Genomic DNA, 14802 nt, shown 5'->3' with positions numbered 1-14802 from the left:
CGAGCCATCACCGCCGCCCCTGGTACTTCGCCGACGCGCTCCGGGTGGCGCCGAGCTTTCCGTAGAGGCGTGCTCCGGGGCAGGCCGTGGCGTAGCCGTCGCGGTGGCCCGCGATGGCGTTGAACTTGACCTTCTTGCCCTTCTTGTAGCGGTTTCCACCGCCCGAGGTCAGCGTCGCCTTCCCCTTCGGATTTCCCCCGTGCAGCCCCAGCTTCCATGCGGTCAGCCGCGCGATCGCCGTCGTCACAGCGGCCGGCGGATTCGTCGAACTGTAGGTGCCGAGGACGGCGATGCCCATGCTGTTGGTGTTGAAACCGAGCGTGTGGGCGCCCAGGACCGGCTTGGCCACTCCCCCGGCGCGGCCTTCGTAGATGTTTCCGCACTTGTCGACGGCGAAGTTGTAGCCGAAGTCACGCCAGCCGCTGGACTGGGTGTGGTAGCGGTAGATACTGCGGAGGACGGAGGGTGCCTGCTTGCAGGTGTACTTGTTGCCCGTCGCGCTGTGGTGGACGAAGGCCGCCTTGATGGACTTCGTGTACTTGAAGCCCTTCTCGCGCAGCTTCTCGTTCGCCCCCCAGCCCTTACGCGTGATGATCTTCGGGCGCGGTCCGATGTACGGCTTGGCCGCGGCGGCGGCCGGGATGACCGCCGTACCGACCGGGGCCGACCGCGCGTTCACCGAGAACGCCGCCGACTCCTCGACCGTCGGACCCCGGCGGGCGATGGATGCCCCGTGGGTCACGCCCGCCACGCGCGTTCGCGGCGGCCCCTGCGCGGGCCGCTCCTCGCCCGGGTCCACCAGTTCCAGGCGGAGGCCCGTCGGCAGCGGCTCCGCCGGGGGCGCCGCCGCGTCCGCCGGTCCCTCCGGCTGTACACGGATCTCGACGCCGTCCGAGTCGCCGACCCACAGCGGCGCCGTGGACCCGCGGAGCGCTCCCGACGAGTCCTCCTCGGTGCCGGGATCGGCCCCGTGCTCGTCGTTGTGGACCTCCAGGTCCTGCCACTCCGACCACTCCGCGGTCCCGGCGGCCCGGGTGCGGACCTGGACCATGCCGTGCAGGTGCGCCCGTGGGTCGTCCCAGACGAGCCCGACCAGGGAGAACGGTCTGACGTCCCGTCGCGTCAGGCCCTGCGCCCCGCCGGACGCGCCGGAGGGGCCGATGGCCCGGCGGCCGTCCCTGAGCGGGGCGAGCGGCAGGGACTGGGTGGAGCCGGCGACGTCCGCGTCCGGACGCACAGAGACATCCGCGTCCGGACGCACAGCGGCGTCCGCCTCCGGACGTACGGCGACATCCGCGTCCGGTCTCATGACTTCCGGGCGCTCGGTGGCGTCCGTCCGTGTGGCGCCCTGGGCGCCCGGTGTGGTCGGTGTGGTCGGTGTGGTCGGTGGGAGCGCTGCCACCGCCGGGGTCGCGAGGGACAACGGCAGGGCGAGCACCGCCGCGCACGTGACGGCGATCGAGGAGGCGAGGTAGGCACGCATGTAGGGATCGTCCGCACCCCGGGCCCGTTCCGCTCGGCGGGATCCCGCGCGGAAACTGACGGCCCGTCGGTCCGACCGGAGGACGGCGTCACCGGTACGGCGGGTCCCCGCACCCCTCCCCGCGTACCCTTGCCCGCGTGAACGCCAGCGACCGCACCCCCGCCGACCTGCTGCGATCCGCGCTCGCCGCGGACCCCGCCCGCCCCTTGGTCACCTTCTACGACGACGCCACCGGTGAGCGCGTCGAATTGTCCGTCGCCACCTTCGCCAATTGGGTGGCCAAGACGGCCAACCTGCTCCAGGGCGAGCTGTCCGCGTCGCCCGGCGACCGGCTCGCGCTGCTGCTGCCCGCGCACTGGCAGACCGCCGTCTGGTTGCTGGCCTGTTCCTCGGTCGGGGTCACCGCGGAGTTCGGCGGCGACCCGGCGGACGCCGACTACGTCGTCGCCGGACCGGACACGCTGGACGCCGGGCTCGCCTGCTCCGGGGACCGGATCGCGCTCTCCCTCGCCCCGCTCGGCCGCCGCTTCCCCGCGCCACCCGCCGGGTACGCGGACTATGCGGTGGAGGTGCCGAGCCAGGGTGACCGGTTCGCCCCGTTCGTACCGGTCGACGCGGATTCGCCCGCGCTCCTGGTCGACGGCACGGAACTGACGGGCGCCCAGCTCGTGGAGCGGGCCCGCGCGGACGCCGAGGCGCTCGGCCTCGCCCCGGGGGCGCGGCTGCTCTCCGGGCGTCCGTACGGCGGCTGGGACGGGCTCTCGGCGGGGCTCTACGCACCGCTGGCGGCCGGCGCGTCCGTGGTCCTGTGCCGGAACCTGGACCAGCTGGCGCCCGAGGCGTTCGACAAGCGGGTGGAGAGCGAGCGGGTCACCGCGACCGCCGTATGACATCCGGCCGCGGTTCCGCCCGTATGACAACCAGCTGAGGTTCCACCCGTATGGCGCACCGACTCGCCGAGTCCCCGGGTCCGTGCGTCAACTCCGGTACATGATCGGCGGGTACGCACCCCTCCCGCACAACCATGGGTCCGGTTCGGCCGTCTCCTTCTTCGAACGGCGGCCCCCGGGCGCCGCCGACGCCGCGAAGGATGGACTCAGACGTGACGGACAGCGCCGGCACGCCCGCCGAACCCGAACCGGAGGCCCCGCGTAAGCGTCACTGGCTGCGCTGGACGGCACTCGGGGTCTCGGCCGTCGTCCTCGCCGCGGCAGGAGCCGGCTGGTGGATCTACCGAAAGCTCGACAGCAACATCACCACCGACACCGACGCCGCCGCGGAGCTGCTCAAGTACGAGAAGGAGCGGCCCACGCCGGGCGCGCTGGGCGCGCAGAACATCCTGCTGATCGGTTCCGACACCCGGACCGGCGCCGGAAACACGAAGTACGGCAAGGACAAGGGCACCCAGCGCTCCGACACCACGATCCTGCTGCACATCGCGGCGGGGCGGTCGAGTGCGACGGCCGTGTCGATTCCACGTGACCTGATGGTGAACATGCCCGGGTGCAGGACACCGGACGGCACGCGGACCCGGGAGCAGTTCGCCCAGTTCAACTCGGCCTTCGAGATCGGCGGCACGGCCTGCACGATCCGTACCGTCGAGCGGCTGACCGCGATCCGGATCGACCACCACATGGTGATCGACTTCCGGGGCTTCAAGAAGATGGTCGACGCCGTCGACGGGGTCGATATCTGTCTGAAGGAGCCGATCGACGACAAGGACGCCAAGCTGAAGCTGCCGGCCGGGCGCCAGACGCTCCGCGGCGAGCAGGCGCTCGGCTTCGTACGGGCCCGCAAGACGCTCGGCAACGGCAGTGACACGGAACGCATGGACCGCCAGCAGCAGTTCCTGGGCGCGCTGGTCAACAAGGTGCAGAGCAACGGCGTCCTGCTGAACCCGACCCGGCTCTACCCGGTGCTCGACGCGGCGACGAAGTCGATCACGACCGACCCGGGACTCGACTCGCTGCGGGATCTGTACGACCTGGCGCGGTCGATGCGGTCGGTCCCCACCGAGAAGGTGCAGTTCCTCACGGTGCCGCGGCGACCGTACTCGTACGACGCGAACCGGGACGAACTCGTACAACCCGCGGCGAGTCAACTCTTCAAGCGGCTACGCGAGGACAAGCCCGTCACGGTGACGCCGGGCGGCGTGCCCTCGCCGTCCCCCCGCGCGAGCGAGGGCGCCACGGACACGGAGAGCGACGGGAAACCGGACGACGCGAGCTCCCCGAGTGCGGCGCCGACGCCGACCTTCGAGGGGCACAGCGCGGCGGACGGAGCGTGCTCGTAGGGGCGGGTGAGTAAAGGGGAGTCCAAGGAGACCGAGGGGAGAGCGGTGCTGGAAGAGGTTTGGGCATATTGCCCAGTTGTAAGGGGCGTGGAATTTGTCACGGACGTCGCCCCACGCTGAACTGGGCGGATAGTGTGACGCGATCCGGTGCTACCGACCACGTGGTCGCGCACCCAACGGATCGAACGACCGAGCGCCAGCCGGGGGAGGCGCCTCGCGTGGCACCGACGGAGGATTCAAGTAACCGTGGACGCGCACAGCCGTGGACAGGCGGATGAGATCGACCCCGCCGACCAGTGGGTCCTCAACCCGCGGACAGGCAACTACGAACTGCGACTGAACCACTCCGCTGGGCAGTCGCCGGCATCGTCGCCGTCCCGCCCTCGGGGCGCCACCACTCCGGGGCCGAGAACGCCCGAGGGGTCCCGCTCGACCCACGGGCCTCAGGGGTCCCGCTCCGCCCAGCGCCCGCGCACGACCGGCGCGCCGACCGAGGCACCCGTCCCCGGCCAGCGCCGCCGCCGTGCCCCCGAGGGTCCCGGTGGGCCCGCCGGCGGCCCGCCGCAGACCGGGCGGCGCAAGCGCAAGCCCGCGAAGTCCCGCAAGAAGAAGGTCCTGCTCTGGACCGGCGGGGTGATGGCGTTCCTGCTCGTGGCCGGCGGTGTGGGCGTGTACGCGCTCTACGACCGCCTCAACAGCAACATCAACAAGGTCGACGTGGTCGGCGCCGAGAGCACCGGCTTCAAGAAGGACCAGGCCGTCAACATCCTGCTGATCGGCACGGACAAGCGGACCGGTGAGGGCAACCAGGGCTACGGCGACAAGAACAGCCCCGGCCACGCCGACACCACGATCCTCTTCCACGTCTCCAAGGACCGGACGAACGCCACGGCGATGTCCATCCCGCGCGACCTGAAGACCGAGATCCCCGAGTGCCAGACGAAGATGCCGGACGGCAGCATCAAGACCATCCCGGGCCAGGCCGACGAACGGTTCAACGTCAGCCTCGGCCAGTCCGGCCGTGACCCCGGCTGCACGATGCGCACGGTCAAGAAGCTCACCGGGCTGACCGTCGACAACTTCATGATGGCCGACTTCAACGCCGTCAAGGAGCTGACCACGGCCGTGGGCGGCGTGAAGGTCTGTCTGGCCAAGCCGGTCAAGGACAAGGACTCCAAGCTCGACCTGCCCGCGGGCGAGTCGACCATCGAGGGCGAGCAGGCCCTCGCCTTCGTCCGTACGCGCCACAGCTTCGGCAACGAGAGCGACCTGGACCGGATCAAGGTCCAGCAGCAGTTCCTCAGCTCGATGATCCGGCAGATGAAGTCGGACGAGACCCTGACCAGTCCGTCCAAGCTGCTCGACCTCGCCGAGGCGGCCACCAACGCGCTGACCGTCGACTCCGGCATAGGAAGCATCGGGAAGCTCAAGTCCCTCGGCGAGGAACTCGCCAAGATCGACACGAAGAACATCACCTTCACGACGCTTCCGGTCATCGACAACCCGGCCGAGAAGATCAAGGCGACGGTCGTGCCCGACCCGGTCAAGGCGCCGCAGCTCTTCTCGAACCTGAAGTCCGACATCTCCCTCACCGAGGTGAAGAAGAAGCAGCAGGACGCCAAGAACGCCCAGGCGGCCCTGTTGAAGGGCGAGCGGGCCACGGCCCGCGAGGTGCGCGTCGACGTCTACAACGGCAGCGGCATCCAGGGCGCGGCCCAGTCGACGATCAACTGGCTCCAGGTCGAGCAGGGCGTGACCAGGTCCACGAACAAGAGCAACGCCCCCGAGAAGGCGGCGAAGACCACGCTCGAATACGCACCGAACCAGGCCGACCAGGCCCGCAAACTGGCGGACCTCATGGGTCTGCCCGCCACGGCGCTCAAGCCGGGCACGCAGGACGCCGAGGCGCTCGCACCCATGACGCTCGTCCTCGGATCCGACTTCAAGGGCGCGGGGGTGCCCATCACCGGTCCGGCGAAGGCGCCGGAGGGTGCGCAGACCGCAGACAAGAAGGTATGCGCCCAATGACCCGGAAACACCGGGCAGCGGCGCATTCCTGAGACGAGGGGGACCAGGGGTGGGACAGAACAGCGTGCGTGGGGAGGGGACGCGGGGACGCGTACCGCACGCCCGCGACATGGGCTGGGACGAGAGTCTCTACGGGGACGAGGGTGACCGGCCGCCGGGCGAAGGTGATCCGGCTTCCGGCAACCGGGCTTCGGGCGCGGGCGCCTCGGGTGCCGGGGACAAGAGGGGCCCGGGCCGGGCCGGCGGCGAAGGCCGTGCGAGCCACCGGCGCAAAGGGCCCCGCAGGCGCGCCAAGAAGAGCGGCAAGCGCAAGGTACTGCGCTGGGTCGCGGCGACCCTGTCGTTCCTGATACTTGGCACGGCCGCGGCCGGGTACCTGTACTACCAGCAACTCAACAACAACATCCGCAGCGGTGGCCGCGCCGGCGGCGACAGCGGTGTGAAGAAGGCCGCGCCGAACGCGCTGGGCGACACCCCGCTCAACATCCTGCTGATCGGCTCCGACAGCCGCGCCGACGACAAGAACGTGGCGCTCGGCGGCGGCAAGAACGACCGGGACCGCAAGCCGCTCGCCGACGTGCAGATGCTGCTGCACATCTCGGCGGACCGGAAGAACGCCAACATCATCTCGATTCCGCGCGACACGATCGTCAAGATCCCGGAGTGCAAGGACGAGGACGGCAAGCCGTACCCGGCCACGACCACCAGCCCCATCAACGAGACGCTGGCCCGCGGCGGTCCCGGCTGCACGCTGACCACCTGGGAGAGCATCACCGGGGTCTACATCGACCACTGGATGATGGTCGACTTCGCGGGTGTCGTCGCGATGGCGGACGAGGTCGGCGGCGTCCCGGTCTGTGTGAAGACCGGCGTCCACGACAAGTCGACCCGTCTGGTGAAGGGCGGCTCCGGCCTGAAGCTGCCCCAGGGCACCACCGAGGTCAAGGGCGAGCAGGCGCTGCAGTGGCTGCGCACCCGGCACGCGTTCGGCAACGACCAGAACCGCGCCAAGGCCCAGCACATGTACATGAACGGCATGATGAAGAAGCTCCAGAGCCAGAACGCCTGGACCGACACCGGCCGGCTCATGGGCCTGGCCGAGACGGCGACGAAGGCGCTTCAGGTCTCCGACGGGCTCGACACGGTGGCGAAGCTCTTCGATCTGTCGATGCAGCTCAAGAACGTGAAGATGGACCGCCTGACGACGGCGACGGTCCCCACCACCGAGTGGTCCGGCAACAAGGACAAGCTCGTCATGGTGGAGAGCGCCGCCGACAAGATGTGGTCGCTGCTCCGCGACGACGTCGCCTTCGACAAGAACGGTGACCCGGCCGGCACCAAGCCCTCCGCGTCCGCGTCCGCGAAGCCGAAGGGCCCGACCGCGGCCGCGCCCGGCACGCTCGCCGTCACGGTCGTCAACGGCACGGCGGGCGACGGTCTGGCCCCGACGGAGGGCCGGGCCGGCACGATGGCCGAGACCCTGCAGGGCAAGGGGTTCGTCCAGGCGGAGGCCACGCAGAGCACAGAGCCCCGCAAGGACACCGTCATCAAGTACCCCAAGTCGGGCGGCGATCAGGGCAAGGCGGACGCGCTGTCCGTGGCCAAGGCGCTCGGTCTGCCCGACTCGGCCGTCCGCGCGGACGCCAAGGCGGAGAGCGTCACGCTCGTCATCGGCGCGGACTGGCGCGAGGGCGCCACGTACGAGAAGCCGAAGTCCGAGGCGGGCGACCTGCCGGAGGGTGCGGACGACAAGGTGGCCTGCATGGACGTGTATTCCGTCTACAAGTGGGACGGCAAGAGCTGACCGCGTAGGACGTACGACGCCGAACGGCCGGGCCCCCGAGGGGACCCGGCCGTTCGGCGTGTGTGGTGTGACGTACGTGTCAGACCTTCGCGGCCTGCACCGCCGGGCGGCGGCTCGCGATGACCTTCTTCGCGAGGGCGCGCGGGCTGGTCAGGAAGCCGTAGCCCCAGGACATGTGCATCGTCGCGAGGGCCACCGGGATCTGGAGCCGGGCCTTCAGCGGCAGGCCCTTGCCCGCCGGGACCGAGCCCGCGGCGATCGCGGCCAGGTAGCCGGCCGGGATCAGGAAGCCGAGCGGGGTGAGCGCGGCGCCGACCACCACTCCGGCCGCGATCGCGCAGACGGCGGTCGGCGGGGCGAGGTAGCGGAGGTTGATGGAGCCCTGGTGGTAGCGGGCCACCACATGGCGCCAACGGCCGTAGTCCTTGTACTGCTTCGCCAGCGCGCGGACGCTCGGCCGCGGACGGTACTGGACGCGCAGCTCGGGCGAGAACCAGATCAGCCCGCCCGCCTCGCGGATCCGGAAGTTCAGCTCCCAGTCCTGCGCGCGGATGAACTCGACGTTGTAGCCGTCCGCCTGCTCCAGCGCCTCGCGGCGGAAGACACCCAGATACACGGTTTCGGCCGGGCCCGCCTGGCCGCCGGTGTGGAAGGCCGCGTTGCCGACGCCGATCTTCGAGGTCATCGCGGCGGCGACCGCGTGCTCCCAGTCGTTCTCGCCCTCGGCGTGCATGATGCCGCCGACGTTCTGCGCGCCCGTCTCCTCCAGGAGGCGGACGGCGGTCGCGATGTAGTTCGGCGAGAGCATGCCGTGACCGTCGACCCGGACCACGATCGGGTGGCGGGACGCCTTGATCGCCGCGTTGAGGGCGGCGGGCGTACGGCCCGTGGGGTTGGGGACGGTGTGGACCCTGGGGTCTTCTCGTACGAGTTCGGCGGCGATCTCGTCGGTACGGTCCGTGGACGGGCCGAGCGCGATCACCACCTCCATCTCGCCGTCGTACTCCTGCTCGAGGATGTGACGGACCGAGTTGCGCAGGTGCCGCTCCTCGTTGAGGACCGGCATGATCACGGAGACGGGGGGCGTGGCGTTCATTGCCCGACACGTTACCGCGAATGGGGGACACGAAGCGCGGCACGCGGACGGCCGCACCCTTGCGCTGATCGTATGGGCCTACGGTGCTCACGGTCCCCCCTGTCACACCCGCGGAGGTGTCCCCTCGTGCCCACACCGCCCCGCACGCCCCGTCCCCGGCCGGCCGCCCGTCCTGTACCGGCCCGCCGCGTCAGACGGGCGGCGCGGCCTCGGTGGGGCATGCGGATGGCGACGGCCCTGTCCGTCGTCGTCCTGGGAGCGGGCGGCATCGGGCACGCGCTGGTCACCAGCCTGGACACCGGGATCAACCGGGTCGACCCGTTCAAGGACATGAAGAACCGGCCCCAGGCCGGGCACGGCATGAACGTGCTCGTCGTGGGCACGGACGGGCGCGACACCATCACCGAGGAGCAGCGCAAGGCGTACAAGCTGGGCGGGGCGCCCTGCCACTGCACGGACACCGTGATGCTCGTGCACATCAGCGCGGACCGGGACCGGGCGAGCGTCGTGAGCCTGCCCCGCGACTCGTACGCCGAGATGCCCGAGCACACCGACGCGACCACGCGGAGGCGGCACCAGGCGCACCCCGTGAAGCTGAACGCCGCGTACGCGGAGGGCGGGCCGGGGCTTACGGTGCGGACCGTCGAGAACATGACCGGCGTGAAGATCGACCACTATCTGGAAGTCGACTTCACCAGCTTCATGAAGACGGTCGACGCGGTGGGCGGGGTGGAGATCTGTACGCCGCGTGCGATGAAGGACCCGTACACCGGTCTCGACCTGGCGGCCGGGCCGCACGAGCTGTCCGGCGGGCAGGCGCTGCAGTACGTGCGCTCGCGCCATGTCGACGGGGCGGCGGACATCGGCCGGATCCAGCGCCAGCAGCGGTTCCTCGCGGCGCTCATCGACCGGACGACGAGTGGCGGGGTGCTGCTGAATCCGGTGCGGTTCCGGGATGTGGCGACGACGATGCTGAGCTCGGTACGGGCCGACGCGGGCTTCGGTACCGAGCAGCTGCTCGCGCTCGCCAAGGCGATGCGGGGGTTCACGCCGGCGTCGTCGGAGTTCGTCTCCGTGCCGATCGGGGACATGAGCTTTCAGGTGAAGGGGATCGGCTCGACGGTGAAGTGGGACGCGGCGAAGGCGCAGAAGCTGTTCCAGGCGTTGCGGGACGACGAGCCGCTGGCGGCTCGGCGGGGGGCGGCCGCGGCGGCTCCGGAGCGGGTGGTGGTGGACGTGGCCCCTAAGGCCGTCCGGGTGCAGGTCTACAACGGGACGCGGACGGACGGCCTCGGGCGCAAGGTGGACGACGCGCTCCGCGCCACGGGGTTCGACACGACGCGGGCGCCGCGCACGGAGGACGGGGCGGTGGTGCGGCGGACGGTTGTCGAGTACGACCCGCGGTGGGATCGGTCGGCCAGGACGCTGGCGGCGGCGTTGCCGGGGGCGGAGCTCAGGGCGGTCAAGGGGCGGGGCGGGACGATGCGGGTGGTGGCGGGCCTTGACTTCAAGGGGGTTACGGCAGTCCGGCCGGACGCGCCGCCCGCGGGGCCGTTCGAGGCGGTCACCGGGGATCGGGTCGTCTGTCCGTGACGGGGTCGTCATGCGGGGGGCCCGGGGGCGCCCCGGCGGAACGATTCGTCACAACGGGGCGCGGGGGTGAACCGCTCTCAGTCCTCGTAGCCGTCCGCTGCCCGCTGGGCCCTTAGGTCCTTGATGGCTCGGCGGCGGGCCAGGCGGTGGGTTCGGCGGATCTGGGCCTCCTGGTAGCGGCGGTTGTCCTTCTCCGTCTCCGGAAGCACCGGCGGCACCGGGCGGGGCTTGCCGTCGCCGTCGACCGCCGCGAAGACCAGGTACGCGGAGCCGACCTGCTGGGCCGGGGTCGACTCGTTCCAGCGCTCGGCCAGGACCCGGACGCCGACCTCCATGGAGGACCGGCCGGTCCAGTTGACCTGGGCCTTCACATGCAGCAGGTCCCCGATCCGGACCGGCTCCAGGAACACCATCTCGTCCATGGACGCCGTCACGGCCGGCCCGCCGGAGTGGCGGCCCGCGACCGCGCCCGCCACGTCGTCCACCAGCTTCATGATCACGCCGCCGTGCACCGTACCCAGGAGGTTGGTGTCGTGGCTCGTCATGATGTGGCTGAGCGTGGTGCGGGACGCGGAGGTGGGCTTGCCCGGAATATCGCCCTCCGGGCGGTCCGTGCGCTGGGCCTGATCTGTCATGCCCTCCACCTTATGCCGGGTCCCGGCACCGTCCTCTTTGCATCAGCTTGGCAACAGCGCCGCCCCGATTCCCCACCCGCCCTGTCGGCCCCCGGACGGCGGCCTGCAAGATGGTCCGTATGAATGACTGGCCGAACTCGCAGCCCGAGGGTGCTCGCCGCATGCGCCATGTGCAGCGCCCGCAGGTCCCCCCGCAGCAGCAGCCGCAGTACGGCCAGGGACAGGACCAGGGGTACAACCCGAACTTCACCCAGCAGCAGGCGTCCGGTTACGACAGCGGCTACAGCTCCGGCCAGGTGTACGGCCAGGGCGGCGGCCGCGGCACCGTGCCTCCGCAGCACGACCCCCGGTACGCGCCCCAGCCGCAGCCCGGTCGCCCCGCGCCCGACTGGCGGCGCCGGATCAAGGTCGGCTCGATCGTCCTCGTCGTCGGCGTGCTCGCCTGGGGCGTCGGCACGTACGCCTGGGCCAGCTCCCAGATGCGTAACGAGGTCGACCTCGCCCGGGTCATCGAGCGGCCGGCCGCGGGCGACTGCACGACGTATCTGATCGTCGGCTCCGACAGCCGTGAGGGCATGTCGGCCGAGGAGAAGAAGAAGCTGCACACCGGTTCCGCCGAGGGCAAGCGGACCGACTCGATGATGATCCTCGCGGCCTGCTCCAGCGGGAACACGATGGTCTCGCTCCCCCGGGACTCCTGGGTCACCATCCCGTCCTTCGTCGGCTCCGAGTCCGGCAAGAAGTACGGGGCGCGCGGCGGCTCCAAGCTGAACGCGGCGTACGCGATGGACGGCCCGGAGCTGCTCGTCCGCACGGTCGAGTTCAACACCGGGCTGCGCATCGACCACTACGCGGAGATCGGCTTCGCCGGCTTCGCGAACATCGTGGACGCGCTCGGCGGTGTCGACCTGAACATCGAGAAGGGCTTCAAGGACAAGAAGTCCGGTGCCGACTTCCAGGCCGGCGAGCAGACCCTCAACGGCGAGCAGGCCCTCGCCTTCGTCCGTACCAGGTACGCGTTCGCCGAGTCGGACCTCGCGCGGACGAAGAACCAGCAGAAGTTCCTCTCCGCCCTCGCCAACCAGGCGGCGACGCCGGGCACGATCATCAACCCGTTCAAGCTGTACCCGACGCTCGGCGCCGGTCTGGACACGCTGATCGTGGACAAGGACATGTCGCTGCTCGACCTCGGCAAGATGTTCTTCGCGATGAAGGGCATCAGCGGCGGCGACGGGAAGTCGATGAACATCCCGATCTCGGGCAGCGCCCCGCAGGGCTCCCTGAAGTGGGACATGCCGAAGGTGAAGCAGCTGGTCTCGCAGATCCAGAACGACGAGCCGGTGACGGTGACGTCCGACCGCTGACCCATGCGGAGCGCCCTGGTCCGGGGCCCGGACCAGGGCCCGAAAGGGCCCGACTATGCTCGGGCAGGCATTCCGCCCGACCTCATGGAGTCCCGTATGGCCCTCAAGATCACGGTGATCGGCACCGGCTACCTCGGCGCCACGCACGCCGCGGCCATGGCGGAGCTCGGCTTCGAGGTGCTCGGCCTCGACGTCGTCCCCGAGAAGATCGAGCTGCTGTCCACCGGCCGCGTACCGATGTACGAGCCCGGTCTCGAGGAGCTGCTCTCCCGGCACGTCGCCGGGATCGAGGACTCGACGGGCCGGCTGCGCTTCACCACCTCCTGGGAGGAGGTCGGCGCCTTCGGCGACGTGCACTTCGTGTGCGTGAACACTCCGCAGAAGCACGGCGAGTACGCGTGTGACATGAGCTACGTCGACGCGGCGTTCGGCTCGCTCGCGGGCGTCGTGCGCGAAGGCGCGCTGGTCGTCGGCAAGTCGACCGTGCCGGTCGGCTCGGCCGAGCGGCTCGCGGAGCTGCTGCCGGAGGGCGTGGAGCTGGCCTGGAACCCGGAGTTCCTGCGCGAGGGCTTCGCCGTGAACGACACGCTCCACCCCGACCGGGTGGTCGCGGGCGTGCACAGCGAGCGGGCGGAGAAGCTGCTGCGCGAGGTGTACGCCACACCGATCGGCGAGGGCACGCCCTTCGTCGTCACCGACTTCCCGACCGCCGAGCTGGTGAAGACCGCCGCGAACTCCTTCCTCGCGACGAAGATCTCGTTCATCAACGCGATGGCGGAGGTCTGCGAGGCCGCGGGAGGCGACGTCGCGAAGCTCGCGGAGGCGATCGGCTACGACGACCGGATCGGGTCCAAGTTCCTGCGGGCCGGCATCGGCTTCGGCGGCGGCTGCCTGCCGAAGGACATCCGCGCCTTCATGGCGCGCGCGGGCGAGCTGGGCGCGGACCAGGCGCTGACCTTCCTGCGCGAGATCGACTCCATCAACATGCGGCGGCGCGGCCAGATGGTCGAGATGGCGCGGGACGCGGTCGGCGGCGGCTCGTTCCTGGGCAAGCGGGTCGCGGTGCTCGGCGCGACGTTCAAGCCGGACTCGGACGACGTACGGGACTCGCCGGCGCTGAACGTGGCCGGTCAGATCCACCTCCAGGGCGGCCAGGTCACGGTCTACGACCCGAAGGGCATGGAGAACGCCCGTCGGCTCTTCCCGACCCTCGGGTACGCGCCGTCGGCCCTGGATGCGGTGCGCGGGGCGGATGTGGTGCTGCACCTGACCGAGTGGCGCGAGTTCCGCGACGACCTGGACCCGGCGGAGCTGGCGGCCGCCGCGAGCTCCCGGGTGATCCTGGACGGCCGTAACGCGCTGGACGGCGCGCTCTGGCGCGAGGCGGGCTGGGTGTACCGCGCGATGGGCCGCCCGCGCGCGTAGCGAGGCTTTTTACGCGGAAAGGTCCCGCCTCCCTCACGGGTGGCGGGACCTTTCCGTAGGGAGAACTCTCCTTACTCAGGCCGCGCCGCGCAGGCGCTTCGTGCGGGAGAGGAACTCCGCCTCGCGCAGGGTGCGGGTGGCGTTGTCGTGGGAGAGGGCGACCAGGTCCGGGGCGGGCCAGTCGCGGCGGAGGAGCTCGGCGAAGAGCGGGGCGTAGCCGGTGGCCGGGTCCGTGGTGTGCGAGAGGCCCACGCAGTGCGGGCCCGCCAGGGCACGGACGCGGTCGAGGGCGTCGGCGGCCACCGACGGGTCCTCGGTCACCGGGACCATGCAGACGCCGCCGTTCCCGCCGAGCAGGCCGAGGACGTCGTCCGGGAGTTCCCGGAGCTCCTCCGGTTCCGCCCGGGTCAGCAGGACCGGGGCCCTGGTGAGCGAGAGGGTCCGGCGGACCGACTCGGGGTCGGCGCCGGAGAGGTCCACGACGAGGCCCAGGCGGTTCATCTCCCGTACGGCCTCGCGGGCGAAGCCGTCGAACCGGGTGAGGTTGACCGCCCGTACCCCGAGCGCGTGGTACGCGCGCAGCGCGGCGATCGAGCCGGCCACCGCGGACCAGCTCACCGGCCCCAGGACCGCCGCGACCCGGCCGCAGTTGACGGCGTGGGCCATCTCGGCCGTCGTCTGCGCGAGGCGCAGGTCCTCGGGGCAGGCGGCGACGAGCGCACGGATCCCGTCGATCCGGCGCAGCGTGCCGATGACGCCCTCGTCGGGTGGGGTCCGCAGCGACCAGAGCTGTGCGGCGACCTCCGCCGCCCGCACCGGCGGAAGGTCCTCGGGGTCGAAGACCAGGGGTGGTTCGGTGTGCCCCTCGACGACGGGCTGGGCGGCGAGCAGTGCCTGCGCACGGGTCGACTCGTCGAGACGCAGTGGCTGTTCGGGGGAGTCGAGCTCACCGGATGCGGCGCCGGTGTGCTCGACGGTGAAGGGATGGTGATCTTCCAGATCTGCCATGGCGTAACAACTCCGAACTGAACGAGGCAGTACCGCCCACCGTGACAGCCCCGCCCTCGCCCGGCGCGGCAGC

11 protein-coding genes are annotated in these 14802 nt (G+C 70.9%); 7 read left to right on the top strand and 4 right to left on the bottom strand.

Going from position 1 to position 14802, the window contains the following annotated elements; all coding sequences use genetic code 11:
- Positions 1-7 precede the first annotated feature (7 nt).
- Positions 8-1483 (bottom strand): peptidoglycan recognition protein, encoded by a 1476-nt coding sequence (locus Q5762_RS23330; RefSeq protein WP_315894155.1) that lies wholly within the window; start codon positions 1481-1483, stop codon positions 8-10.
- Between the two features lie 137 nt (positions 1484-1620).
- Here Q5762_RS23330 and Q5762_RS23325 point away from each other — a divergent pair, with 137 nt between their 5' ends.
- The 4 genes from Q5762_RS23325 (at position 1621) to Q5762_RS23310 (ending at position 7608) form a co-directional block, all read left to right on the top strand.
- Positions 1621-2373: a TIGR03089 family protein gene (locus Q5762_RS23325; protein ID WP_315894154.1), complete on the top strand. Its 753-nt coding sequence runs from the start codon at positions 1621-1623 to the stop codon at positions 2371-2373.
- Positions 2374-2585: 212 nt separating this feature from the next.
- On the top strand, positions 2586-3776 hold the full coding sequence (locus tag Q5762_RS23320; protein ID WP_399495246.1) for an LCP family protein: 1191 nt from the start codon (positions 2586-2588) through the stop codon (positions 3774-3776).
- Positions 3777-4022: 246 nt separating this feature from the next.
- On the top strand, positions 4023-5804 hold the full coding sequence (locus Q5762_RS23315; protein WP_315894152.1) for an LCP family protein: 1782 nt from the start codon (positions 4023-4025) through the stop codon (positions 5802-5804).
- A 49-nt stretch (positions 5805-5853) separates the two neighbouring features.
- Entirely contained in the window at positions 5854-7608 is a 1755-nt protein-coding gene (locus tag Q5762_RS23310; protein WP_315894151.1) for an LCP family protein, read from the top strand.
- 79 nt (positions 7609-7687) lie between these two features.
- Here the strand turns inward: Q5762_RS23310 and Q5762_RS23305 are convergent, their stop codons facing one another.
- Complete coding sequence (locus Q5762_RS23305) at positions 7688-8704, bottom strand: glycosyltransferase family 2 protein (protein WP_315894150.1); 1017 nt, start codon at positions 8702-8704, stop codon at positions 7688-7690.
- A 219-nt stretch (positions 8705-8923) separates the two neighbouring features.
- Between Q5762_RS23305 and Q5762_RS23300 the strand changes: the two genes are divergently transcribed.
- Positions 8924-10297 (top strand): LCP family protein, encoded by a 1374-nt coding sequence (locus Q5762_RS23300; protein ID WP_315894149.1) that lies wholly within the window; start codon positions 8924-8926, stop codon positions 10295-10297.
- 77 nt (positions 10298-10374) lie between these two features.
- Here Q5762_RS23300 and Q5762_RS23295 read toward each other — a convergent pair whose 3' ends face one another.
- Positions 10375-10932 carry an acyl-CoA thioesterase gene (locus Q5762_RS23295; RefSeq protein ID WP_315894148.1) on the bottom strand — a complete coding sequence of 186 codons (558 nt, stop codon included), beginning with the start codon at positions 10930-10932 and terminating at the stop codon, positions 10375-10377.
- A gap of 119 nt (positions 10933-11051) precedes the next feature.
- On the opposite strand from Q5762_RS23295, the gene Q5762_RS23290 reads away from it, so the two are divergent.
- Entirely contained in the window at positions 11052-12296 is a 1245-nt protein-coding gene (locus tag Q5762_RS23290; protein ID WP_399495245.1) for an LCP family protein, read from the top strand.
- Between the two features lie 96 nt (positions 12297-12392).
- The gene (locus tag Q5762_RS23285) at positions 12393-13721 is read left to right on the top strand and encodes a UDP-glucose/GDP-mannose dehydrogenase family protein (RefSeq protein WP_315894147.1); all 1329 of its coding nucleotides are present in this window, start codon (positions 12393-12395) and stop codon (positions 13719-13721) included.
- A gap of 75 nt (positions 13722-13796) precedes the next feature.
- Here Q5762_RS23285 and Q5762_RS23280 read toward each other — a convergent pair whose 3' ends face one another.
- On the bottom strand, positions 13797-14729 hold the full coding sequence (locus Q5762_RS23280; protein ID WP_315894146.1) for a membrane dipeptidase: 933 nt from the start codon (positions 14727-14729) through the stop codon (positions 13797-13799).
- Positions 14730-14802 lie beyond the last annotated feature (73 nt).

It is taken from the genome of Streptomyces sp. P9(2023), from assembly GCF_032436795.1.
Lineage (GTDB): Bacteria > Actinomycetota > Actinomycetes > Streptomycetales > Streptomycetaceae > Streptomyces.
The sequence above is the reverse complement of the archived record's forward strand: the minus strand, read 5'-3'. Positions and strand labels throughout refer to the sequence as shown.